Origin of the sequence: Pseudosporangium ferrugineum, assembly GCF_003002065.1 — a bacterium.
Lineage (GTDB): Bacteria > Actinomycetota > Actinomycetes > Mycobacteriales > Micromonosporaceae > Actinoplanes > Actinoplanes ferrugineus_A.
Map to the genome: position 1 here is coordinate 212,632 of NZ_PVZG01000012.1, position 24,979 is coordinate 237,610.

A 24,979-nucleotide genomic window follows, 5' to 3' on the forward strand; every position below is an offset into this window, starting at 1 on the left:
CGCAAGGCAACGGTAGAGTTCCGGACTGTGAGTATTTCGCCTGGTGGGGGCGGCGTGGTCCTGGTCGTCGACGACCATCCGGTGGTCCGCCAGGGCTTCGCCGGGCTGCTCGGCACCCAGCCCTGGGTCACCCGGGTCGTGCCGGCCGGCACCGCCGCGGACGCCCGCCGGCTGGCCACCCTGGAGGCCCCGGCGCTGGCGATCGTCGATCTGGGCCTGCCGGACGCCGAGGGCACCGAGCTGATCCGGCAGCTGCACGCCGCCGTGCCGCGCTGCGCCCTCGTCGTGGCCACGATGAGCAACCACGCCGAGCTGGTCCACGCCGCGCTCGCGGACGGCGCCCGGGGCTATCTGCTGAAGGACACCGAGCCGGACGCCGTGCTCGCCTGCCTCGCGGCCGTGCGGGCCGGTGCCCGGGTCATCGGCCCGGGAGTCGCCGCCGAGGCGTCCCCGGCCGGCGGCCCCGCCCCGCGGCCGGCCGGCCCGGCAGGCGACCTCACCCCTCGGGAGGAGCGGCTGCTGGCGCTGATCGGCGCGGGCAAGCGCAACCAGGAGATAGCCGCGGAGCTGTCGGTCAGCGAGAAGACCGCCCGCAACCTGGTCGCGCTGCTCATCGCCAAGCTCGGCGTCACCGACCGGGTCCAGGCGGCACTGCTGGCGAACCGCCGGTAGCGCGGCGGGGCCGTGGGCTCAGGTGTGCTGCCGCAGCCACTGCACCAGTTCGGCGAACTCGGCGGAGGCGGCGGTGTCCGAGCCGGTGAGCACGCTCGTCCCGGTGTCCTGCTCGACCGTGACGGTGTAGCTCATCGCGTCCCGCGCCCGGCCGGGCCCGGCGGCGGCACCGGCCGGGGCGTCGAGGGCGGCCCGCACCAGCCGGGCCAGCTCACGCGCCTGTGCGGGCGGCAGCGCGCCGGCGTCGGCCACCCGGGCCGGCGCGGCGCGGTGGACGGCCGCCGCCAGGCCGCCGTGTTCGGTCAGGGACACCCTCATGGCCGCGCCCGTCCCGCGCTCAGGGTCGTCCGGACAGGGCCTGGATGTCGGTGGCGAGCGCCCGCACCTGGGCGTTGAGGGCCTCGACCTGCTGCGACAGCGCCGCGATCGTCGCCTCGGGGGCGCCGGGCGCCTCGGGCGCGGCGGTGGCGACCGGCACGCCGACCGAGCCCCACGCCTCGGCCACGGCCTGCTGCTCCGCTCCCCCGGCGCCGAACAGGTCGCCGGCCACCCGGTGGGTGGTGGTGGCGAAGTCGGTGAACTGGGCGAGCGGGGTGGAGGCCTTCAGCGACTCGTACCAGATGCGGCCCGGCGCCTCCCACGAGTTGCCGCCGAGGGCCGTCGCGAGCAGGTGGAAGGCCTTGTTCGGGATGCCCGAGTTGACGTGCACCCCGCCGAAGTCGCCCTCCTCGGTGTCCGGCGAGCGCACGTAGTCGTCCATGTGGGCGGGCTGCGGATCCTTGCCGAACAGTTCGTTGTCGAACGCCGTGCCGGGCGCCTTCAGCGAGCGCAGCGCGTCGGCGTCGACGCCCGGGGTGAACACGTCCGCGCCGATCAGCCAGTCCGCGTCGGCCGCGCTCTGCTTGAGCGCCCACTGCTTCACCATCGCGCCGAAGACGTCGGACATGGACTCGTTGAGCGCGCCGGACTGGCCGTGGTACTCCCAGCCGGCGGTGAACTCGGTGACGCCGTGGGCGAGCTCGTGCGCGATGACGTCCAGCGAGCCGGTGAAGTCGCTGAAGATCAGTCCGTCACCGTCGCCGAAGACCATCTCGCTGCCGTCCCAGAAGGCGTTGTTGTAGCGCACGCCGCGGTGGACGTACCCGTGCAGGCGCATCCCGCGGCCGTCGATCGAGTCGCGCTCGAACACCTCCCGGAGGAAGTCGCGGGTCACCCCGAAACCGTCGTACGCGCGGTTGACCGAGTCGTCGGCGACCGCCGGGTGGCCCTCCGACCGGGCGATGACGGCGAGCCGCAGGACGATGCCGCTGCGGCAGTCGAAGACCGTACGGCGGCCGTCGACCGGGGCCGCGGCCATGCCGGACAGCGCGGCCCGGAGCTCACGCTGGCCCCGCAGCTGCGCGGTGGAGACGAGGGTGGCGAGGGCGGCGCGGCGGATCTGCGCGTCGTCGCTGCCGAGCAGGTTCTGCAGGATGTAGGGCGGGGTTATGCAGGTCAGACGTCGATGGACGGTCATGGCTTCACCTCCGAGGCGCAGGTCGCCTTCCCTCGTCACGGTGAACCCGCCACCGGGCCCGGTCCAGCGCTCAGTCCTGATGGCGACACGTCAAGTGGCTGGACGTTCACGCACCGCACCCGGAGAATCGGTCCATGACGGACTCCCGTACGGAATTCGATCTCTTCTCCCCCGCGGCGATGGCCGAACCGATGCCGCTGCTGCACCGGATCCGGGCGCAGGAGCCGGTCGCCTGGCTCCCCCAGCTCGGTGCCTACCTGCTGACCCGGCACGCCGACGTCGTCGCCGTCCTCAAGGACCGCCGGCTGGACGTGGCGAACATGGCCCGGGGCATGGACCGGCTGACCCCGCGGGAACGGGCCGAGCTCCAGCCGCTGTTCCGGTCGCTGCAGCTGTGGATGGGGCACACCGACCCCACCGATCACGTACGGTTCCAGAAACTCCTGAAGCGCTACTTCACGCCCGCCACGGTGGAGGCCCTGCGCCCCCGGGTCCGGCAGATCACCCACGACCTCCTCGACGCGGTGGCGCCCGGCGGCCGGATGGAGGCCGTGCGCGACCTGGCCTACCCGCTGCCCGCCAGCGTGATCGCCGAGATCCTCGGCCTGCCGGCGACCGACCGCGACAAGCTCCAGCAATGGTCGCGGGACATCCTCGCGGTGTTCGGCATCGCCGACGTGACGCAGTTCCGGCGCGCCCAGGCCAGCGTCCTCGCCATGCAGGACCACCTGCGCCCGCTGCTCGACGAGCGGCGGCGCGCGCCCCGCGAGGACGTGCTGAGCGTCTTCGCCGAGGCCGAGCGGGAGGGCCTGGTCACCGAGGAGGAGATCCTCGCCAACGGGGTCCTGCTGCTGTTCGCCGGGCACGAGACCACCGCCGGGCTGATCGGCAACGGGCTGGCGCTGCTCTTCGAGAACCCCGGCCAGCTGGAGCTGCTGAAGGCGAAGCCGGAGCTCATGCGTACGGCGGTCGAGGAGATGCTGCGCTACGACGGCCCGGCCGGTGTGCTCGTGCGCGTGGCCGCCGAGCCGGTGACGGTCGGGGGCCGCGAGTATCCCGCCGGCACCCAGTTCTACCTGGCCATGGTGGCCGGCAACCGGGACCCCGAGGTGTTCGCCGACCCGGACCGCTTCGACATCACCCGTACGCCCAACCGGCACACCGCCTTCGGGCTCGGGACGTTCTACTGCCTGGGCGCGGCGCTGGCCCGGATGGAGACCGACGAGTGCCTGCGCATCCTGCTGGAACGCTTCCCCGGGCTGCGGCCCGGCGAGGGCGGGCCGGTCTGGCAGCCCTCCCTGCCGGTCGGCCACCGGCTGACGGCCCTGCCGGTCGAGCTGGCCTGAGCGCCGGGGTCTCACGCGGGCCAGGGCGGCGTGACGCCGCGGTAGCCGACCTGGAGGATGACGTCGGTGACCGCATCGTCGGCGAACAGGGCGGCGATGCGCTCGTTCGCCGCGGCGTCGCCGGCGGCCAGGTCGAGCCGCCACTCCCCGGCCGGGACGGCGCCGGCCATGCCGAGCCAGGCGGCGCCGTTGCCGCGGCGGGTGGAGACGATCCCGTTGACCGTGGCCGCGGTGCCGCCCGCCGGCGCGCCGCCGTCCGGGGTGAGCACGAGCCCGACCGGCCCGATCTCCTCGGTGACGCCGTCGGCGCGGGCGAACGCCAGCACCACCTGCTCGATGCGGGGACGCTCCACGTTGCGCGGGAAGTCCCCCGGCGCCGTCCGCACCGTGACCCGCATGCGCTGCGCGGGCTCGAGGAGTCCGGGATTGTGCAGGTCGTACCAGGCGTCGGGGAAATGCGTCCGGAAGCTGTACGCGCGCTCCCCGCGTACGGTCGTGCCGAGCCTGCGTTGCACCTGATCGCGGTATTCCTCGCTGTGCAACGCGGTGTACTCGATGGTGACGACCACGTCGGCGATGGACGCGAAGTCGAGGGTGTTCGCCGCGCGCGGCAGGCGCAGCTCCCAGGTGGCGTCGACGCCGGTGCCCTCGAACGGCAGGTACATCTCCGCGGAGCCGTCGTCCACGAGTTCCAGGACGCCGCCGCTGTCCACCGGCGCGCTGAGCGCGATCGTCTCCGGGTCCCGCCGGACCGGTACGGTGCCGAACACGTCCGGCCCGATCACCACCCGGGAGATGCCGGTGCTGGACAGCGTCGCCCGGATGCCGTCGACGGGCGGCACCAGGGCCACGACGGTGGTGCGTACCCGTCGGATCAGGCGCAGGTAGTGGCCGGGGAAGTCGCGGTCGAACAGCTCCATCGGGGTGCCGAAGACCAGCACGCCGGTCTCCCGGAACCGCTGGAAGTCGACGGGGACCAGCCGGGCCAGGGACAGGCTCTTGACGATCGGCAGCCGCCGCTTGCGGGTGTCGAAGGCGTGCTGGTCGAGCTGCACGAGGTCGCGCAGCAGCCGCGCCGAGCCGGTCAGGTCCGCGCCGCCGCCGGGATCGCCCGTGGTGGCCGGCCCGGACGCCCAGTAGTCCTCGCGGACGATGCCCGTTCCCGGCTCCTGGCGTTCGAACGCGAGCTGGTTCTCCGCCATCCTGGCCGTCGCGGTCGCCTGTTGCAGGAAGAACCGGGCCACGCCCTCGAGCACGGTGGCCATCCGGTCGTGCTGCTGCACGGTGCCGAAGCGGCCGGCCGAGAGGAACTCGATGACGTCGGTCGCGTTGCGGGCCTCGAGCTCGGCGATGGACCGCTCCTGGCCGATCACCGCGGCGCCGTCGCGCACGATCCGGATCTGCTGGTCGCTGATCACCCGGTCCTGGTCGGCGAGGGCCTTGGCGAGCGCCCACTCCTGGCGGCGGCGCTCCAGGCCGGCGTACAGCTGGTTGATCTGGAGGTCGGCCTCCGCGCCGGCCAGCGCGCCCTGCGCCTCCATCAGGTTCTGCGGGTTCTGCGCCGCGGAGTTGAGGATGTGCGCCCCCGCCGACAGGAAGTCCATCGTGAACATGCCGAGGAAGCTGGACTGGACCGCCTCGAACCGCGCGATGTCCAGCTTGGCCTGCGACGCCGCGACGATCGCGTCGATCATCTTGTCCTCGGACTCGGTGAGGCCGGCCTCGGTCCACTCGGTGTAGGTGCGCGACTGGATCTCGGCGCGCTCGCCCTGCAACTCCGCCAGCCGCACCTCGGACGCCGACTGGGCCAGCCGCAGCGTCTGGAGCTGCACGCCGGCCTGGGCCAGTCCCAGGCTCTGCCGGGCCTGCAACAGCGTGAACCCGGCGTCGTCGCGGCGCAGCAGCGCGGCGAGCAGTTCGCTCTCGATCTGCGCGGCCACCTGCACCAGTTGCCGGGCCCGCTCGATGAGCGTGACGTAGCGGTAGAGGGTCGGCCGCACGCCCGCGCCGGACGTGCCGAGCAGGGCGCCGGTCGCGCTGACCGCGGTGCCGGCGACGCCCTCGTACGGTGCCGGCTCCCGCTTGATCCCGGCGATGTTGCGGCAGGTCCGCATCTTGCGCAGGTTCAGCTCGGCCCGCAGGCGCAGCGCCCGCACCATCGGGTTGGGCGGCACGCAGAAGCTCAGCGGCGGCACCGGAACCGGCACGGGCACCGCCCCGCCCGCGCCGAGGGTCTTGCTGAGGCCGTGCACCACCGTGTCGATGCCCGGCTGGGCCAGCACGGCGCGGTGGCCGAGTTCGAGCAGGGCCGCCGAGTTGCCGATCGACGCGCCGACGGTGGCCGGCGGGGGCAGCTCCGCCACGGCCGCCCCGGCCATGGTGCGCAGCGCGTCCAGCGTCAGGTCCCAGCCGGCCGCGCCGGAGGCGGCCTTCGCCAGCACCACCCTGATCTTGTCGTGCAGGATCAGGCCGCCCGCGCCGCCGAACGCGCCGCCGGTGGTCAGCTCGTCGAGGATCTCGCCGACCGCCGCCACGACCTCGGGCGGCGCGGCCTCGCCGGGCGCGATCCGCAGCCGGTGCAGGAGTTCGCCGCACCGGTCGGTGGACTGGTCCAGGAACGGCAGCCCGAGCAGGTCCAGGGCGGTCGCGTAGGACATCCGGGCCCGTTCGAGCGCCTCGGCGGTGAAGTCGGCGTCGGCCCGGTCGAGCAGGCACGCCACCTCCGCCATGACGACGTAGCGGGTGAGGGCGTACCGGCGGGTCAGCGCGATCCGGTGCGGGTTCACCGGGTCGAGCAGCCACCCGGCGGTGAGCTGGAGCGTGGCCGCGTCCGGCAGGGCGGCGTCCTGGACCAGACCGTGATAGATCAGCCGCTCGTCGCCGGCGGCCTGGTAGTCGTAGACGGTGCGGTAGAGGTCCAGGGCGGCGACCAGGTCGCCGCCGGTGCGCAGCTTGCCGGCCAGGAGCAGCGGCAGCCAGGCATAACCCTCCTCCAGGTACGTCGTGACGGCCGGCGGCGCGCCCGCGTTGTCCTGGAACGCCTTGGCCACGGCGGCCCGGTGCGACTGCAGCCCGGGACCGTCGAGTCCCACCGGCAACGGCGTCCACAGGGTGATCCGCGGTACCACCTGGCGCTTCGCCGAGGCGTCGATCCGGTCGCCGGCGGTCGCGTACCGGTAGACCCACACCCGGTCGGTCGTGTCGGTGTAGACCAGTTGCCCCCGGCCGGTGTTCCCCGAGTTCCGGGCGATCGACCGCAGGCCGGCCAGGGTGGTCCGGACGGTGCCGGACTCCGGACCGCCGCCGGGGCCCGTGCGGCACTCCCGGTAGCGGTTCTCCCCGTCGGCGGCGTAGAACACCCAGATCGAGGAGCCGGACGAGCCCTGCCGGAAGCCGGGGAGCGCGCCGCGGACCGTGGACACGCCGGCGTCGAGGTCGCCGGAGTTCTGGCCCTCGATCCAGACCCGCTGCCCCTGGTACGAGCGGTACACCAGCCACGTCTTCCGGTTGACCCGCAGCGCCGCCTGCACCTCGACGGGCGTCTCGTCCATGCTGTTGTCGCCGTTGCGCGTCCGCGGCTGCACCTTCCACGGCGCCCAGTCGCCGGGGGCGCCCTCGAACGCGTCGCCCGCGACGGTGAGCGGCCGGATCCACACGGTCCGGCCGGCGGCGGAGTCGTGGAACGCGAGCCGGGGCGGCTCGGCGGGGCTGTCGTTCTGCACCGGCAGCACGGTGAGCGAGGCAAGCGGGCCCGGCGGCAGGTCGGCGAGCTCGCCGGTCGTACCGGACCAGGCCTGCGTGCCGCCGAAGCGGTCGAGGTCGAAACGGGTGACCCGCAGCTTGCGGCCCTGCACCGGCACCGGCGCCGGCTCCTGGGTGTCGAGCACCAGGTGGATGTGGTGGGCGCCGGCCGCGTCGCTCTGCCACGGCAACGCCCCGACGATCCGGTTGACCGTGAACGGCGGTTCCCCGGCGGCGAGCGGTACGCGCTCCCAGAACGACTGCGCGTACCCGGACGGCTCGTCGGCGTCGATCGTGGACCAGTAGACCCTGCCGCCCCGGGACAGCCCGAAGACGTACGTGAGCGGGCGCCTGACCGGCGGCCGGGGATGGCAGTGGTCGCCGGCGGGCACCTCGGTCCACGGCTGGCAGGTCGCCTGCACCTTGAGCGAGATGACGTCCTTGAGGTGGTCCTCGTAGCGGCGCAGCAGTTCGCAGGCGGTGCGGAGGCTGAGGCCGCGGGCGCCCTCGGTGGCCTGCACGACGTCGCGGAAGACGGGGGTCTGCCGGGGCCGCAGGGACGGCTCGAGCAGGTTCTCCGGGTGCAGGAAGACGAAGGTGGCCGAGCGCCAGGCGGCGTACGAGCCGATCAGGCGCCACTCCTCGTCGAACGACGGCGCGGCGAGGTCGAGCCGCCGGTCGGCGACCTCCGTCCAGGCGGTCCAGCCGGTGCCGGTCTCGAACGCGCGGTGCCACAGGTTTCCGCCGCGGAGGGCGTACACGTCGAGGCTGCCGGCGGCGCGGGACACGATCGCCGGGGTGCCGTCGATCGCGGGGTCGCGCGGGTCGAGGCCGGCGTCCAGGTCGGCCCAGGGCTGCCAGGCGCCGGTGAAGGCGCGGTGCCACAGGTGCCCGCCGCGGTTCTGGACGACGTTGACCCGGCCCGTGCCCCAGGACACGGCGGCCGGCTGGCCCGCCAGGTTCCCGTCGAGCACGTCGTCGTGCCAGACGCCGTCCCACCAGTGGTGCACGGGCGCGAACGCCTCGCCGGGCGGCCGGCTGAGCACGACGTCGAGCCGGTCCGGGCCCCACGACGCCGGGGCGGGCCAGCGGCCGCTGGTGGTGCCGTCGGCCGTCCACGGCGACCAGGTCCCGTCGAAGCGCCGCTGGAGCAGGGTGGACTCGCCGCCGCGGAGCGCGAACGCCTCGAGCCGGCCGGCGCCGGCGGCGACCAGGCCGGGGTCGCCCTGGATCCGCTGGTCGTCGACCCGGCGCCAGAGCGACCAGGCGCCGTCGTGGACGCGGTGCCAGAGCCGGTCGTCGCCGCCCCGGACGACCAGGTCGAGCCGGCCGTCGCGGGCCGCCACGGCCGGGTCGGACGGTTCCACCGGGCCGCCGGCCGCGGGCAGGGCGCCGCGCGGGCGCCAGCCGCCCCAGCGTTCGCCGGTGACCGTGCGCTGCCACAGCTCCCGCTCCGGGTCGCGGCCGAACAGCTCGACCCGGTCCGGCGAGGTGGCGACCGCGCGCACCGAGCCGATCGGCGTCACCGGGCTCGGCCCGTCCTGCGGGAACTGGCCGGTACGCAGGCCGAACAGCAGCCCTTGCAGCGTCTGGATCGCCTGCTCCACCCGGGTCGTGGTGGCGCAGCCGGAGGTGCGCGTGTCGACCAGCAGCCGCCGGCCCAGCCACTCGGACCGGGCGTCCGGGGTGTCGCCGTCCGCCCCGGCGGCCTCGGCGAGGGCGTCGCGCAACGCCGGGAGGGCCGCCTCCTCGGCCGAGTCCACGGCGGCGCGCAGCTCGTCGGCGACGGACCGCTCGGCCTCGATCCGGGCGGCGAGCGTGTCGCGCCGGTCGCGCGCGGCGGCCCCCGTGTCCAGCCACAGCGGCATCGGGCCCGCGGGCGGCCCGGCGTCGGTGAGCGTGAAGAAGTCCGGCGACAGGGTGAGGCCCGCCGCCCGTTCCTCGTCCCGCCACGTGGCGGCTTCCCCGGCGGCGCGGGCACGGACGAGGGTGGCCTCGATGACGGCCCATTCGTCGTCGGAGAGGGCCTGCCCCGCCGCGGCGATGGCGTGGGCGCCGACGAGGTGGGCGAGGCTGCCGCCGGTCAGCCCCGCGGCGTCGAGCCGGGCGGCGACGTCGTGCCCGTCGGCCCGTTCCGCGGTGAGCGCCTCGAGGTCGGCGACGGTGACCGGGGCGCCGGGACGGCCGAGTCCCAGGGCGACGACGGCCTCGACCGCGGCGGCCGGGTCCGGCGCGGCGGCGCGGGCCGCCCGCAGGTCCGTGAGCAGCGCGCCGGCCCACGCCTGACGCGCCTGCCAGAGGTCGAACGCGGGGTCGCCGGCCACCACGCGGCGCAGGTCGGCGGGGCCGATGACGAACGGGTCGACGATCGGCCGGGCGCCGGCCGGCGGGACGGCCGGATGGTCCTGCGCCAGCCACAGGGCCCGCAGGCCGCGGTGGCGCCAGGCGGCCAGGGCGGGCACGGCACTGACGGTGAGGTCGGTGTCCGCGGTGTAGTCCAGCTCGACGGTGCCGGACAGGCCGCTGCCCCCGGCCGGGGCGAGGCGTACGCGCCCCCGGTCGGCGCCGCTCTCGCCGAGGGCCACGGGCCGGGTGTGCGCCGCGTCGGCGAACGCGTGGACGCCCACGGCTCCGGGTGCGAACTTGATCACGCGTACGTGCACCAGCCCGTCGGCGTCGGTGCCCCGCCCCCACACCGCACCGTCCAGGTTCCACCGCGGGAGCTGCGTGCCGGGGTCGCCGCTCTTGGCGCCCTCGCTGAGCGGGTCCCGGGTGGTGTCGGCGAAGCCGGTCAGCCGTTCCAGGTTGGCCTCGGTCAGCGCGCGCGGGTCGGTGCCGGGCAGGCCGGGGTCGAGCAGCAGCCGGTCGAGCTCGTCGCCGCCGGGCGTGGCCGGTCCGAAGCGCGGGGTGGTGAGCGCGATGCCGAGCCGGGCGGCGAGGGCGGCGCGCTCGGCGTCGGAGCCGGACCGGGCGCGGCGCAGCTCGGCGTGGCCGGTGCCGAGCCCGGCGAGCACGGCCCGGTACGCAGCCAGCCGGTACGCCGCCTCCGCCCGCGCCAGCGCCGCCTCGCGGGCGGGCTCCGGCAGCGGGCGCCCGCCCAGTTCGGCCCGGAGCACCTCGGCGGCGAGGCGGGCCACCCGTACCCGCCGCCCGATCGCCTCGCACGTGGTGGGCAGGCCGGCGAAGGGCTGGTGGAAGCGGGCCTCCAGGCCGTCGAGGGACAGCGCCGCGCCGTCCTGGCGTACGTGCTTGAGGGTGTAGTCGAGCAGGTGGGTGAGATAGGCCGCCGGCCCGAGCGCGGACTCGCAGTCGCTGCACCCGCACGACCCGAACCCGGCCTCGACGGCGTCGGCGGGCGCGTCGGCGCCGAGCCCGACCGGCGGCATCCCGCCGGCGCCGAGGGGCGTGAACCCGGCGGCCTGGTCGGCGGCGAACCCGCCGAGCACGTGGTCGAGGAACGCGGACTGGACGACCGCCTCGGCGTGGACGGCCCGGAGTTCCTCCTCGCCGAGTCCCTCGACGCCGGCGGTCAGCAGCGTGCCGAGCGGCGTGGCGGCGAGGCTCCGGACGCTGCCCAGGCCCCGGGCGTCCAGCCGGGCGGCGACGGCCGGGTCCAGACCGAGCCGGTCGAGGTCGGCGACCGCCTCCAGGGTCCGGGCGGCCCGCACGTCCTCCGGCCCGGCCAGGCCCGCGATGCCGCCGTGGCGGCGGACGTCGGCGAGGGTGCCGATCCCCTCCCCCGCGAGCGTGCGCAGCAGCCCGTCCGGGAGGCCGGTGACCGCCTCGACGGTCCGCAGCTCCCGTCCGGGCAGCGCGACGGAGACGACGGCCGGGTCGCCGGCGAGGCTGACGGCGGCCTCGGCCCGGACCTGGCCGCCGACGGTGAACGCGAGGGTGCGGCGGGCGTCGGCGGGCGCGTCGGCGCTCAGGCGCAGGTCGATCGTCACGCGCCCGCCGGAGTCGGTGACGGCGGTGCCGAGCTCCCGGTCGCCGTCGCCGGCGTCGCTCGCCGTGACCGTCACCCCGGCGAGGGGCGCGCCGAGCGGGTCGGCGAACAGGACGGTGACCGGCCGGACCGCCAGGTGGTGCCGGGTGATCGCGGCGGCGGGCGCGGCGGCCCGCTCGGCCACCCAGGCGGGAACGAAGCGCCGGTCCGCCGCGGCCCGCAGCGCGTCGGCCAGCCTGCCGGGGTCGGTCCCGGTCAGCTCGCCGAGGATGCGGTCGAGCAGCGGGTCCCGCTCGGCGTCGGCGGCGACCCGGGCCAGCTCCGCCCACCCGTCCGGCAGGCCGGCGCGCGCCCAGCCGTAGAACGCCTCGGGCGGCACGCCGGTCCGCGCGGACAGCTCGTGGGCCGAGCGCAGCCACTCGATCAGCGGGCCCTGCCGGGGCGGCACCGCCAGGTCGCCGGCGAGGAACCGGACGTCCTCGGTGGTCAGCCCGGCCGGGGCGACGCCGTCGAGCAACGGGGTGATCTCGGCCAGGAGCCGCTCGTACTCCGTGTCGCCGACCACGGCCCGGGCGTCGATGCGCAGGACCAGGTCCAGCTCGGCCGGGGCGTTGAACAGCGGGGCCGACGGGTCGGCGGCGTCCCGGGCCCCGCGCGGCTCGACGGCCACGACGGGGATCCGGTTGCCGTCGACGGTGACCCGCAGGACGAGGTCCGCGAGGCGCTTCTCGGCCCGGCGGAACTGCTCGGGGCCGTACACGATCTCGCAGGCGCCCTCGGCGTCGGTGTCGGCCCGGCCCAGCCACTGCTCACTGCGCAGGTCGCGGTCGTAGGCGTCGACGACGGCGTCGGGTACGGGCGCGTCGTCGAGCGAACGGACCCGGGTACGGACGATCAGTCGCTCGGGCATGGCGGTCTTCCCTCCGCGAGGCTCAGGGGCGGAACTCCGGCAGGCCCCGGTGTTCGAAGATGCGCATGTGCTCGCCGTAGCTGCGGCAGATGTGCTCGGCTGCGGTGTCGGTGGTGCAGACGTCGTAGAGGACGCCGTGGATGCTCTCCCAGTCGGCCTGGTGGGCGCCGCCGAGGTGGGTGAAGTAGCCGCCGGCGACGTCGTCGACCCGCAGCGCGTCCTCGATCATCAGCTCGAGGGTCTTGCCGTACGCCATGTGCAGCAGCGACATCGCGAGCCACGGCGCGCTCTGGGAGAACTTGAGGATGGCCCGCATCCGGCCCGGCTGGTACGCGGCGATGAGGCTGAAGTCCCAGTTGCGTACGGCGTTCTCGAGCCGGGTGTTCTGCTGCCGCGCGATCCGGACGAAGGCCTGGTCCAGCTCCGCCGACGTGGGGGTGGGCGCGTACGTCAGCGGCTGGTGGCCGGGCACGGTGAGCCCGGCGACCAGCACGACGGCGGCGCCGGCCGCGACCTTGCCGGCCACCGCCAGCCCCTCGCCCAGCCCCGACGCGGCACCGGGCGCGATGGCGGTCTCCGTCGCCCCGGTCGCCCCGGGTGCGATCGCTCCCTCCGCGGCACCGGCGGCGCCGGGCGCGGTCACCGGGGCGCCGCCCGGGGCGGAGGGCGCGTACGCCCACCCGCCGTTGCTCAGCCCGGGCGCCTCGATCACCAGGTCGGCGGCGCCCGGGCTGATCATCGGCGGGGCGGTGACCGGCGGGACCGCCCGCGGGATCAGCACCCCGCCGGCGGCGAGCACCCCGGCGCCCTTGGCGTCCGGCAGGCTGTACGGGCTGGGCCACGTCGGCACCGGCGCGGCCCCCGGTCCGGCCGCCGTGGACTCCGTCGACGTGGGCGGATTCGGTTGCTGCGCCCCGGTCCCGGACACGTCGGTGGGCCCCGCCCCGGCGTCGCGGTAGCCGTCGTCGGCCGGCTCGCTGTCGGTGCCGGCCGGGTCGACGCGGCTCACCGGATTGTTGCGGGCGTACGCGAAGAGGTTGGGCCCGTCGGCCGGACCGGCCGGGTCGGCGCTGACCCAGCGGCCCAGCCAGGGCGCGTAGTGGCGGGCGCCGAACGCGTACAGGCCGGACGCCTCGTCGCGTTCCTTGTCGGCGAACCGGTAGCGCTTGCGGGCGTAGCCGCCGAACGTCGTGCCGCCCCAGGGGCCGTACTCCTCGCGGCGGACGAGGCGGGCGTCCGTGGCGTCCGCGCCGCCGACGACCACGGTGCTGGAGCCCAGTTCGTCGGCGAGGTGGTAGACGACCGGGCTGTCCGCCGCGCCGTCGCCGGGCAGCGCGGCTCCGGCGCGTACGGTGGCGATCCGGGAACGGTCGTCCAGCACGTGCAGGACGCTGCTCGTCACGGCGCCGACCGTGTGCCGCTCGAAGGCGCCGTCGAGGGTGATGCCGGACTCGGCGGGCCCGTTCTGCTTCTGCACGAACCGCTTCACCCGGTTGCCGGCGGCGTCGTGGAGGTAGGTGACGCGTACGGACGCCGGCCCCGCGCCCGCCTGCACCCGGAAGCCGCGCAGCCGCCCGGCGTGGTCCCACTCGAAGTGCCGGGAGGTCGTCTCGGCGATCAGGTTCCCGGCCGCGTCGTACTCGTGGTCGAAGCCGGACGGCCCGGAGTCCACGCGCGCCAGCCGGTTGCTGCCCGGCTCGCAGGTGAACGTCCGGGTGAACGCGCCACCCTCCGCGGCGTGCGCGACGACGGTCAGGTTGCCGGCGTCGTCGTAGCGGTACGTCTCGGCGTACCGCCGGGTGGACGTCGGATCGACGCACCCGGGCCCGGTGCCCCAGGGCTGCCCGTCCGGCGGGAGGTCGCACTCCCGCCCGTCCGCGGCGACGAGCCGGTAGCACGCGTCGTAGGCCAGGGTCCGGTCGAGCGCGCCGGGGGTGACGCCGACTCCGGCACCGGGCGAGCGCTCGTGGATCGCGGTGGTGTTCCCCGCCAGGTCGTGCTCCCAGGCGGTGTCGCGCAGGGCGGGCCCGGTGGGCGTCCACCCGAGCGGCCCGGGCGTCGCCCGCCCGCACCAGACCCGGCGCAGGCGCGACGTCGCCGGGTCGTGCGCGCTCGCCTCGATCACGCCGTTGCCGTAGACGACGAGGGTGCGCTGCCCGGCGGCGTTGCGCGCGATGCGGTCCACGTAGACCTGTCCGGCGAGGGTGATCCGGCGCAGCCCGCCGCCGGCCTCGTACGCGGGCCTCAGCTCCTTGCGGTCACCGTCGGCGTCGAGGGGGTAGCGGGCCACGACGACCCGGTCGAGGGCGTCGTGGCGCAGGTCCCACCGCAGCGCCGCCGGGTCCAGGACCGCCTCCGCGTCCGGGGCGTCCCAGGCGGCGACCCAGCCGGCGGCCAGCGCCGCATCGCCGACCACCCGGCGGGCGCGGGCGCGCTGGTTGCCCCGGTGGTCGTACGCCTCCACGTCCAGCCGGCCCGCCTCGTCGTGGTGGGTGACGAGCTTGCCGAGCCGGTACGCCGCCCGGTTCGCCGCCCGTTCCGCCGCCGGTTGCAGGGGCGTGCCCCCGTCACCGTACGCCATCCGCTCCCGCAGGGTCACCGGCCCGGCAGCGTCGTCACGGGCCCACACCGCCATCGGGCGCCCGCACCGGTCCCCGGCGCGCAGCACGCGGGCGCCGCGGCCGTCGCGCGCCTCGACCGGGTTGCCGGCCGCGTCGAACACGAGCGTCCGCAGGCCCGCGTCGATGCTGTCGGTGCGCAGGGCCCGCCCGGTCAGGTCGTGCACCGAGCGCAGGGCGGTCCGGCCCAGCGCGTCGATCAGCGCGATCCGGTTGCCGCGCCGGTCGTACACCTGACGGGTGCGCAGCTCCACGACCGGCCCGCCGGCGACCCGGTTGCGCGTCGTGGTCTCGACCGGCCGGCCGGCGGGGTCGGACCGCACGCTCGCGGGTGTGTCGAGGTGATGGGCCGGCACGGGCGCGCCCGGACCGTGGCTGCGCGCGGCGTTGTCGTTGGCGTCGTAGCTGGTGGCGACCCACGGCGTCGGCTCGGTGCCGCCCGGGTCGGCGAGGTCGGCGGGCAGGCCCGGCACGACGAGCTTCTCGGCGCCGTCGGGCAGGACGGTCCGCGTCACGCTGCCGCGCGGGTCGTAGTGCAGGTGTACACGGGCACCCAGCTGCGCCGCCGCCGGCACGGCGTACGCCCAGCCCCGGTCGTAGAAGGGCGCGTACCGCTCGACGGGCCGCCCCTTGGCGTCGTACGTCTGCCACCCGCCGACGATCACGTTCACCGGGTCGCCGGCGGCACGGGCCCGGCCGGCGATCGGGCCCGGCACGCCGTCCTGGCCGGCCGGGACGACGGCGTCGCCGGTGTGCTCGTCGCCGAAGCGGAGGTCCCCGGTGCGGGTCCGCGCCTGCAGCAGCCGCCCGAAACCGTCGGAGTAGTCGCGCTTCTCGACGGTCTCGTCCCGCTCGCCCGCCGGGACGTCCGGGTCGCCGTCGGCGTGGACCCGGCGCACCACGTGCACGAAGATCGGCTCGCCCCGGTCCGCGAACGCGCGCAGGTCGTAGGTGAGGACGACGCCGGGCGCGACCCGGTCGCCGTCGCCCGAGGCGCCCGTGATCCAGCTCGCCGCCAGCCGGCCGAGCGGGGTGAAGGCGAACCGCATGACCGTGCCGTTCGGGTCGGTACTGGTCCGCGGCTGCCCGGCCCGGTAATCCATCTCGACCGTGGTGAACAGCCCGGCCGGGTCGGTCACCCGCACCGGGAACAGCCCGAAGGCGTCGTGCTCGACGGTCGTGTCGCGGTCGCCGGGAGCCTCGCCGTCCGCCCCGAGCGCCGCCCGCGTCGCGATGCGCAGGCCCCGTGGCTCCCGGGCCGGGTCGTGGAAGTCGTAGCGGTGCCGCTCCGTCGGCGCCCACCAGCCCCGGGCCCGCACCGCGTCGCCCTCGGACCAGGCGTAGCCGGCCCGCGCGGGCAGCGCCGCGCGGAACCCCGCCGGGTAGTCGCCGGTCCAGGCCGCAGGCTCGCCCCGGGTGAGATAGGGCGGCGGGTCGGCACCGTACGCGGCGGCGACGATCTCCTCGGTGAGCACGAGCTTCTCCGTACGCACGAGCGCGCCGAACGCCCCCACCCGCCCGGCCGGCAGCCCGGTGAACGCCGGCCCGTCGTAGTGGTGCACGGTCTGCCCGGTCAGCCCGGCCGCCGAATCCGGCAGGTCACGCAGCGCGGGCACGGTGGCCCCCGCGCCCGCCTCGAGGGCGAGGCCGGTGACCCGGGCGATCCGGTCCAGGATCCGCGTGCCGCCGTCCGGGACCGCGTAGGCGGTGCGGGTGCGCGTCACGACGGCCCCCTCGGCGCTGTCCGCCAGGGTGCGCCAGCCGCGGGGGCAGGCGATGTCCGTCGTACTCCCCGGCCGGCCGAGATCGTCGTGGTCGGCCGCGAAGCCGAACCGGGTCATCGGGTCGTCGCCGCGCTCCCACTGGGTGATCCGCGAGCCCGTCCCGACCGTCGCGAACACCGGGCGCCGCGGGTCGCCGGGCGGGAAGGCCGGAAGCTGGGCGGCCGTCGGGCGCTCGACCAGCACCGCCTCCGGCCCGTCCTCGACCACCAGCCGCACACCGTAGGACCGTTCGGTGACCGTGTACGGCCGCAGCGCGCGCGACGTGCCGTCGAGGGCGTACACCTCGGTCCGCAGCACCCGGCCGCGCAGGGCCCGCAGGGCGTCCCGCCGGGCCCGGCGCGTGCCGGCGGTGACCGGGAGCGCGGCGGTGAACGCGGCGACCGCGGCGCGATGGCCGAGCAGATCCGGGTCGCCGGCCCAGTGCTCCGGGCGGCCGTCCCACTCCCGCCAGCCCTCGGCGTCGTCGCCGACCGCGCCCTGATGGAACCAGGTACGGGTCAGCAGCGGCACCACGTCGCCGGCCGCCGTGGTCTCCGTGTCCAGCTGGTCGACGAGCCCGAAGCCGCGCAGTTCCCGTTCGGCGCCGTCCCAGTAGCCGTGGTGGTAGCGGTACCCGGTGGTGAGCCGCCCGCCGGTGATCGCGTCCGTGGTCTCCACGCCGGCGACCACCTGCACCGGGATGGGCAGCGGGGTCCGCCAGCGCGTCGCCGGGTCGGTCCGGTCGGCGAGGAAGTAGCGGGTGGAGGGGGCGTACGAGATCCGGGTCACCGCCCCGATCCGGTTGTCGACCCGGTCGAGCAGGTAGGGCTTCGTCCCGCCGGTGAGGTCGAGCACCCACAGCCGGGTGTCGCCCGCGCCGGCCGCGTCGGTGCTCCACACCAGCTGGTCGGTGCCGGTGCCGAGCAGGTCGGTGACGCGTACGGCGCCGGGGCCGGTCAGCGGCGGCGTGCCGGTGATGACGACGGGTTGCCCGCTCCAGCCGTTGCCGCCCTGGTTGAACCAGACGAGGACCCGGCCGGCGTCGACGTAGACGAGGTCCGCCGCGCCGTCGCCGTCCAGGTCGCCGAGATGCACCCGGCGGATGTCGTAGCCCTCCGGCAGCGCCGGCGCCGACCGCATCGACACGCGCGCACCCCAGTCCCCGCGGCCGAGGCTGGGCCAGTACTCCACGTTGCGGTCGTGGACGAGCACGATGTCGCGCAGGCCGTCCCCGGTCATGTCGGCCAGCCGCACCCGGGGGTCGGAGAACCGCACGTCCGGGAAGAGCGGCGCGGGTCCCCGCTCCACGGCCCGGGTGGTGTGCCAGCCGTCCTCCCGGCTCTGGAAGAAGCACTCCATCCGGCTGCCCGAGCGGATCGCGTCGGTCACGCCGTCGCCGTCGAGGTCGACCAGGCGCACCTCGGGATCGGCGAGGTCGAAACTCGGCGCGCTCGCGTACGCCCGGAACGAGCGCTTGTCCCAGCCGCCGCCGAACCGGAGCGGGAAGTAGCCGCTCAGCCCGGGCCGGGTCACCACCAGATCGGCCCGGCCGTCGCCGTCGGCGTCGAGCAGGGCCACCCCGGCGGTTCCGGCGCCGAGCAGCGACGGCGCCTCGGCCATCGGCCGGGGACGGTCGAACCGCCCGCCGCCGAGGTTGCGCCAGTACCGGATGCCGCCGTCCAGCTCGACGAGGTCCGGGAGCCCGCTGCCGAACAGGTCGACCAGCTCGGTGCCGTCGCGCAGCCCGTGCGCGGGCATCTGGTCGCCGCCCGCCGGCAGGAACCGGCGCCCGGCCGGGTCGAAGGTGGTGTAGCCGAGCTCGAGGGCGGGCAGTTCCTCGACCGCCACGCCGTCGTCGCCGAAGCCGGCCAGCCGCACGCTCGCCAGCAGGGACACGTTGTTCACCGGGTCCTGCCGGTAGGCCAGCCGGTACTCGCGGACCGGCCGTACGGCGTCGGTGTCGGTCTCGATCCGGATCGCCGCGCAGCGCCGCGTGGTCCGCACCTCGAACCCGGACCGGTAGTCGCTGACCGGGTCGGGACGATCCTCGTAGGAGAACCGCACCCGGACCGCGAACGAGGGGTCGTCGCGGTCGCCGTGGTCGGCGTACGCGATGCCGGTCAGCAGCGGCTGGTTCCAGCGGTGCGGCCCGTCCGACCCGCTGTCCCGGGCGTCGTACGCGTACCGGATCTCGTTGCCGTACGGGTCGGTGGTCCTGGTCAGCAGCCACTCGGCGGGCACACCGGCGGCGCTGCGGTGGTTGCGCACGACCGCCGGGTCGGCCCACCCGGCGGGCGCCCCGGCCGGGCGCGGGGTGCCGTACCAGCTCGTCCGGCCGTCGACCGCCCGCACCCGCCAGTAGTTGCCGGACCCGTCGCGCACGTGTTCCACCAGCGCGAACAGTCCCTCGGTCCGCGGCCGGTACCGTGCGGTCCCCGGGTAGCCGCCGGCGACCCGGACCAGGTCCTCGGCCCCGGCCAGCAGGAACGTGTCGGCCAGGTCGTCGTAGCGCGGCACCCCGGCGGAGACGCGGCGGCGTACCCCCGGCACCGGCAGCGTCCAGCCCAGCCCGAACAGGCCGCCGCCGTTGCCGGTCGAGTACGCCAGGGAGAGCCGGGGCCCGAATCCGTCCCGGCCCGCGGGCAGCTCGAGCGGGATGCCGAAGTTGCCCGTGCCGGTGTGCGGGTCGGGCGCGAACGTCTCGCCGAGACCGCTGAGCGCCCCGCCGCCGCTGGGCAGGCTGAGCTCCGCCGTTCCCGCCATGCCAGCCGCTCCGATCCCCCGGCCGTGCCGCCCACCTGCGCAATCGCGGCGGGTCGCCGATCAATTGCACAGCGTTCACGGCGACGGTCACCCCCAGCGTCGCGTTTCCGACATGGAGATCACCCGTTCAGGCCGGGGGCCGGTGGCTTGACGACAGCCCTCCGGCGCGGCTAAGTTAACGACGTAAGAAAATCTAACAACGATAGAAGGAGCAACGACATGAAGAGGTTGATCAACGCGCGCGGCCTGACTGCCGCAGTGGCCGCCCTCGCGATGACGGGCGGCACGCTCGCGGCCGGAGCGGTGGCATCATCGGCGTCCACACCGGCACCACGAGCGGCGTCGGCCGTCGCGGGAGACGAGCGGGTGGCCCACCTCGAGCGGGGCCACGCGGTGCCCTCCATCGCGAAGCGCTGGACCGATGCCTGGACGACGCCCGACACCCAGGATCTCGCCCGCCTGTACACCAGGGACGCGGTGTACACCGATCACACGCTCGGCCTGGTGTTCCACGGCCGCAAGGGCGTCGCCCAGTGGGAGGCCGGCAGCCGCCAGCTCATCCCGGATGTCGAGTACGTTCTGCAGAGCGCCTTCCGCGGAGGCGACAGCGTCGTGGTCCAGGGCCTGTTCCGCGGCCGGATCGCCGGCGCGCCCAAGCCCTTCTCCATTCCCATCGCGACCGTTCTGCACCTCCGCGGAAACCTCGTCCAGTCGAGCTACGACTACTACAACCGCCAGGACGTTCTCGTGCAGTCGGGCCTGCCCCTGGACTGGAAGCCGCCCACCGGCTGATCTTCGGCAGACCGGCCTGACCGGGGCCCCTCCGGCCCGGTCAGGCCGCGCTCGGTGCCCCGAAGTACCAATGTGGACCGTTGTCCGCCGGGTCACCCTACGATCCTCATCCATGCTGTGGGGAAGACTTCTCGCCGTTCTCGCCGTGGCCGCCACGACGGCCGCTCCGGCCCTGATCGCCACGCCGGCCGCCGCCTCGCCGCGGATCGCCTCGCCGCGGATCGCCTGGGGGCCGTGCGCCGACCCGGCCTTCGCCGCCGCCGGTGCCGAGTGCGGCTCGCTCGCCGTCCCGCTCGCCTACGACGACCCGTCCGGCCCCCGGGTCGAGATCGCCCTCAGCCGGGTACGGCACCGGGTCCCGGACGCGCAGTACCAGGGCGTACTGATCACCGTCGCCGGCGGACCCGGCGGGTCCGGGCTGCAGACCTTCACCGCCTCGGGCCCCCGGGTGCCGGATCACGCCGCCGAGGCGTACGACTGGGTCTCGTTCGACGCCCGCGGCGTCGGCGCGAGCCGGCCCGCCCTCTCCTGCGACCCGGACTACATGGACTATCGCCGCCCCGACTACGTGCCCACCACCGAGAAACTCGAACAGACCTGGCTGACCCGGGTACGCCGCTACGCCCAGGACTGCGGCGCCAAGAACGATCCGGCCCTGCTGGCCAACATCAAGACCGCCGACACGGCCCGCGACATCGACGCGATCCGGGCGGCTCTCGGCGTCTCCCGGGTCACCCTCTACGGCATCTCGTACGGGACCTACGTGCTCCAGGTCTACGGCACGCTCTTCCCGACCCGGGTACGCCGGATGGTCCTCGACAGCACCGTCGACCCCCGCTACGTCTTCTACCAGGTCAACCTCAACCAGGACGTGGCGATGAACCGTAACCTCGGCGCCTGGATGGAATGGACCGCCCGGTACGACCAGGTGTACCACCTGGGCACGACGGCGGCGGCGGTGCGCAAGGTCTACGACGCCCAGTTCAGCAGGCTGCGGGCCACCCCGGCGGGCGGCCTCGTCGGGCCGGACGAGCTCACCGACATCTTCGTGATCGCCGAGTACGGCCAAAGCGGCTGGCCCACGGTTGCCGACGTCTTCGCCCGGCTCGTACGCGGCGACTGGCAACCGGCGAAGGAACTGTTCGACGCCGTCGGCGGACGCGGCAACGACAACGGCTACGCGGTCTACCTCGCCACCCAGTGCACGGACGTCCAGTGGCCCACCGACTGGAACCGCTGGCACGCGGACAACTGGCGCACGTACCCGCAGGCATCGGACTTCACCTGGATGAACGCGTGGTACAACGCCCCGTGCATCGCCTGGCCGGCCCGCGCGGGCACGCCGGTGACCATCGACGGCAAAGGCGTGCCGAGCGTCCTGATGGTCGGCGAGGAGTACGACGGTGCCACCCCCTTCCCGGGCAGCATCGAGGTCCGCAAGCGCTTCCCGGGCGCCTCGCTGATCCTCGAGCCGGGCGGCACCAGCCACGCGGCGAGCCTGAGCGGCAACCCGTGCGTGGACCCGGCGATCGCCCGCTACCTGCTGACCGGCGAGCGTCCGCCCCGCAAGCCCGGGGACGGCCCGGACGCTCTCTGCGCGCCCCTGCCCGAGCCGGTACCCCCGTCCGCCTGAGCCCGGACGATGTCTGGTCGAGAATGGGTGGGTGACGGACGAGGACGGGTGCACCGGTGCGGGGTGAGGCGAGCATCGCGCACGTCGATCTGGACGCCATGTTCGCCGCGGTGGAGCAGCGCGACAAGGTCTCGCTCCGCGGCCGGCCGGTGATCGTGGGCGGGGTCGCCGGCCGGGGTGTCGTCTCCACCGCGTCGTACGAGGCCCGCCGCTTCGGGGCGCGGTCCGCGATGCCGATGGCCGAGGCCCGGCGGCGGTGCCCGGCCGGCACGGCGTTCCTGGCGCCCCGGTTCGCCGCGTACCGCAAGACCAGCGACGTGGTGATGGCCGTGCTCCACGGCTTCTCGCCGCTGGTGGAGCAGGTCTCCATCGACGAGGCGTACGTCGACCTGGCCGCGGCCGGCGACCACGACCTGTCGGTGGACGGCGTCACGGCGGTCGCCGGCCGGATCACGGCCGCGATCGCCGCGGCGACCGGCGGGGTGACCGCCTCGATCGGGGTGGGCACCTCGAAGCTCGTCGCGAAGATCGGCTCGGACCTGCACAAGCCGGCCGGGATCACGGTCACCGCCGCGGGCCGGGAGCGGGAGCTGCTGGCCCCGCTGCCGGTGACCCGGCTGCCCGGGGTCGGCCCGGCCACCGCCGAGCGGCTGCGCCGCGCCGGCGTCGGCACCGTCGGCGACCTCGCCCGGGTGCCCCTGCCGGAGCTGCTCGACTGGTTCGGTCACGCCCACGGCACCGGCCTCCACCGGCTGGCCCGCGCCGACGACGACCGGCCGGTGGTCAGCGAGCGCGAGGCCAAGTCGGTGTCCGCGGAGGAGACCTTCGACGTCGACCTGACCGACCGCGCCCGCCTGGAGGCGGAGCTCGACCTGCTCGCGGCGCGGGTCGGCGGGCGGCTGCGGGCGGGCGGCCTGTCGGCCCGCACGGTCACGATCAAGGTGCGCCACCACGACTTCACGACCATCACCCGCTCGACGACGCGCGACCAGCCCACCGACGATCCCCGGCTGGTCACCCAGCTGGCCCGCCGCCTGCTCACCGGCGTCGACACCTCGGCCGGCATCCGGCTCCTCGGCGTCGGCGCCACCACCCTGGCGGACTTCGTCCAGGACGACCTGTTCGCCGCCGCGCCCGGCAGCGCCGCGCCCGACCGCCCGGCCGCCACCGCCGCCGAGGAGCCGCCCACCGATCAAGCCCCAGATCAGGCCCCAGCCGCCCCCGCCGCCGCACCGCCGGCCGGGTGGCGTCCCGGCCAGGACGTCCGCCACGACGTCCACGGCCCCGGTTGGGTCTGGGGCAGCGGCCGCGGGCTCGTCACGGTCCGCTTCGAGGGCCCCGCGACACCGCCCGGACCGGTGCGCACCTTCGCGGACGACGACCCGGCCCTGTGCCCCGGCGACCCCCCGGAGTGGGCGCCCGGCGGCTGATCAGGCAAAGATCATCTCCCCATCGCGCAGAAGCCCGCCGAGACGACCCCGGCGGGCGCGGGGGCCGCACGGTTCCGCAGCGCATCTGAACTGCGGTTCCGCGCCGACGCACCGTCGCGGCGGGGCTCGGGCACACGTGGCGCGTCCCGCCTACCGTCGTCGGCCGGAGCGGGCCCGTGCGGTGACGCCCGGATGCCGGAGAGGTGGGGAACAGAGGGTGGATCACGCTTACCGGGTCAGTCCGTTGCGCTCGGCGGATCCCACGAGGCTCGGTGACTACGAGTTGATCGGCCGCCTCGGGGCCGGCGGCATGGGCGTGGTCTACCTGGCGCGGGACGCGGCCGGCCTGCCCGCGGCGATCAAGCTGATCCACCCCGGTCTGACGGCCGACCCGGAGTTCGTCGCCCGATTCCACAGCGAGGTGGCGCGGGCGCGGCAGGTGCCCCCGTACTGCACCGCGGAGTTCCTCGACGCCGACCTCGACCACGAGCCGCCGTACCTGGTCGTGGAGTACGTGGACGGACCGAGCCTGCCGGAGATCGTCGAGGAGCGTGGCCCGCTGACCGGCGGTGCGCTGCACTCCCTCGCGGTCGGTGTGGCCACCGCGCTCACCGGGATCCACGGTGCGCACGTGATCCACCGCGATCTGAAGCCGGACAACGTGTTGCTGCCGCCGAGCGGCCCGAAGGTGATCGACTTCGGCATCGCCCGGCCGTTCGCGCCCACCCGGGCGCTGACCCACGTGGACATGATGGTGGGCACGGTCGCCTACATGGCGCCGGAACGGTTCTCCGACCAGGAGGTGCCGGTCTCGTCGGCGGCCGACGTGTTCTCCTGGGGTTGTGTGATCGCGTACGCGGGAACCGGCAGAACCCTGTTCCGCGGTGACTCACCGTCGGCGACCGCGGGCCGGATCCTCACCCATCAGCCCGAGCTGGACGGCTTGCCGGACTCCCTGCGCCCCATCGTGCGGCTGGCGCTGGCGAAGGACCCGGCCGATCGCCCGGCCGCGGCGGACCTGCTGGGCATGCTGGTGGGCCGGATTCCGGTGCCGGCACCCGGATCCGCGGCGGCGAGCGGCACGGGCGCCGGGCTTCCGGCGGCACGGAAACCTCGTTCGCGCCGCATCCTCGCCGGCGGTGTCGCCGTCCTGGCCGCCGTGGGGGCGTTCGCCGCCCTGCGGGGGCCGGGGGAACGCGGTCCGGACACCGCCCCGCCGTCGAACGACCGGAATCCCGTGGCCCTGCACTCCGGCGGTTCGGCATCGCCCACCGCGGCACGGTCGGCCCGGACGCCGCCGGCCGATCGGATGTCGCTGGCGCGGCCGAGTGCGACGGCCTCCTCGCGGGAGGCCGGGAGCACCCGGCCGCCGGCCTCGAAGTCCGCCGGAAAGCCCCGGGCGGCCGTCAACACGTCCGGCCGGAACCTGGCCCTGCACCGTCCGGCCGCGGCGTCCACCTCGGAAGGCGACGCGTGGGCGGCACCGAACGCGGTCGACGGCGACGGGTCGACCCGCTGGGGCAGCGCGTGGAACGATCCGCAGTGGCTCCGGGTGGACCTCGGCGGCCGGTGGCAGATCACCGAGATCGTCGTGCGATGGGAGCGCGCCTACGCGAAGAGCTATCGCGTGGAGATCTCCGCCGACGGCTCGCGCTGGTCGACCGTCTTCCGGACCTCGGCCGGTGCCGGCGGGACGGTGAGGGTCCCGGTCGACCGGTCGACGGGCCGCTACGTCCGGGTGTACGGCACCCAGCGCAGCGGCGGCTACGGCTATTCGCTCTACGAGCTGGAGGTCCGCTGACCCGGTCGCCGCGCGGAGCGTGGGAGCGCGGCTCCCTGGATGCCCGCG

General features: G+C 75.4%; 10 protein-coding genes. 6 read left to right on the top strand and 4 right to left on the bottom strand.

All coding sequences use genetic code 11. The features are described 5' to 3' along the window. Window positions 1-27: 27 nt before the first annotated feature. Window positions 28-672, top strand: coding sequence for a response regulator (locus CLV70_RS39830; protein WP_158277822.1), 645 nt, complete (start codon window positions 28-30; stop codon window positions 670-672). Window positions 673-690: 18 nt separating this feature from the next. Here CLV70_RS39830 and CLV70_RS24915 read toward each other — a convergent pair whose 3' ends face one another. Then, window positions 691-990 carry a protealysin inhibitor emfourin gene (locus CLV70_RS24915; RefSeq protein ID WP_170148657.1) on the bottom strand — a complete coding sequence of 100 codons (300 nt, stop codon included), beginning with the start codon at window positions 988-990 and terminating at the stop codon, window positions 691-693. 19 nt (window positions 991-1,009) lie between these two features. After that, on the bottom strand, window positions 1,010-2,188 hold the full coding sequence (locus CLV70_RS24920) for a M4 family metallopeptidase (protein ID WP_106129005.1): 1,179 nt from the start codon (window positions 2,186-2,188) through the stop codon (window positions 1,010-1,012). A gap of 134 nt (window positions 2,189-2,322) precedes the next feature. Between CLV70_RS24920 and CLV70_RS24925 the strand changes: the two genes are divergently transcribed. Continuing rightward, the gene (locus tag CLV70_RS24925; protein WP_106129006.1) at window positions 2,323-3,534 is read left to right on the top strand and encodes a cytochrome P450; all 1,212 of its coding nucleotides are present in this window, start codon (window positions 2,323-2,325) and stop codon (window positions 3,532-3,534) included. An 11-nt stretch (window positions 3,535-3,545) separates the two neighbouring features. On the opposite strand, the gene CLV70_RS24930 is transcribed toward CLV70_RS24925, so the two are convergent. Together CLV70_RS24930 and CLV70_RS24935 are read right to left on the bottom strand one after the other, a co-directional pair. After that, on the bottom strand, window positions 3,546-12,131 hold the full coding sequence (locus CLV70_RS24930; protein WP_106129007.1) for a Tc toxin subunit A-related protein: 8,586 nt from the start codon (window positions 12,129-12,131) through the stop codon (window positions 3,546-3,548). 22 nt (window positions 12,132-12,153) lie between these two features. After that, window positions 12,154-19,275 (bottom strand): SpvB/TcaC N-terminal domain-containing protein, encoded by a 7,122-nt coding sequence (locus CLV70_RS24935; protein WP_106129008.1) that lies wholly within the window; start codon window positions 19,273-19,275, stop codon window positions 12,154-12,156. Window positions 19,276-19,494: 219 nt separating this feature from the next. Between CLV70_RS24935 and CLV70_RS24940 the strand changes: the two genes are divergently transcribed. From CLV70_RS24940 to CLV70_RS24955, 4 genes are all read left to right on the top strand, one after another. Continuing rightward, entirely contained in the window at window positions 19,495-20,067 is a 573-nt protein-coding gene (locus CLV70_RS24940) for a nuclear transport factor 2 family protein (RefSeq protein ID WP_106129009.1), read from the top strand. Window positions 20,068-20,179: 112 nt separating this feature from the next. Continuing rightward, entirely contained in the window at window positions 20,180-21,700 is a 1,521-nt protein-coding gene (locus CLV70_RS24945) for an alpha/beta hydrolase (protein WP_106129010.1), read from the top strand. 56 nt (window positions 21,701-21,756) lie between these two features. Beyond that, a complete protein-coding gene (locus tag CLV70_RS24950) occupies window positions 21,757-23,130 on the top strand; it encodes a DNA polymerase IV (protein WP_106129011.1) in 1,374 nt (457 codons plus the stop codon). A gap of 217 nt (window positions 23,131-23,347) precedes the next feature. Further along, entirely contained in the window at window positions 23,348-24,931 is a 1,584-nt protein-coding gene (locus CLV70_RS24955; protein WP_146164149.1) for a serine/threonine protein kinase, read from the top strand. The last annotated feature ends 48 nt before the right edge of the window (window positions 24,932-24,979 follow it).

Bases quoted from the DNA above. Each gene is read 5' to 3' on its own strand.
- CLV70_RS24915 (WP_170148657.1), bottom strand. From the start codon at position 990: ATGAGGGTGTCCCTGACCGAACACGGCGGCCTGGCGGCGGCCGTCCAC.
- CLV70_RS24920 (WP_106129005.1), bottom strand. From the start codon at position 2,188: ATGACCGTCCATCGACGTCTGACCTGCATAACCCCGCCCTACATCCTG.
- CLV70_RS24925 (WP_106129006.1), top strand. From the start codon at position 2,323: ATGACGGACTCCCGTACGGAATTCGATCTCTTCTCCCCCGCGGCGATG.
- CLV70_RS24930 (WP_106129007.1), bottom strand. From the start codon at position 12,131: ATGCCCGAGCGACTGATCGTCCGTACCCGGGTCCGTTCGCTCGACGAC.
- CLV70_RS24935 (WP_106129008.1), bottom strand. From the start codon at position 19,275: ATGGCGGGAACGGCGGAGCTCAGCCTGCCCAGCGGCGGCGGGGCGCTC.
- CLV70_RS24940 (WP_106129009.1), top strand. From the start codon at position 19,495: ATGAAGAGGTTGATCAACGCGCGCGGCCTGACTGCCGCAGTGGCCGCC.
- CLV70_RS24945 (WP_106129010.1), top strand. From the start codon at position 20,180: ATGCTGTGGGGAAGACTTCTCGCCGTTCTCGCCGTGGCCGCCACGACG.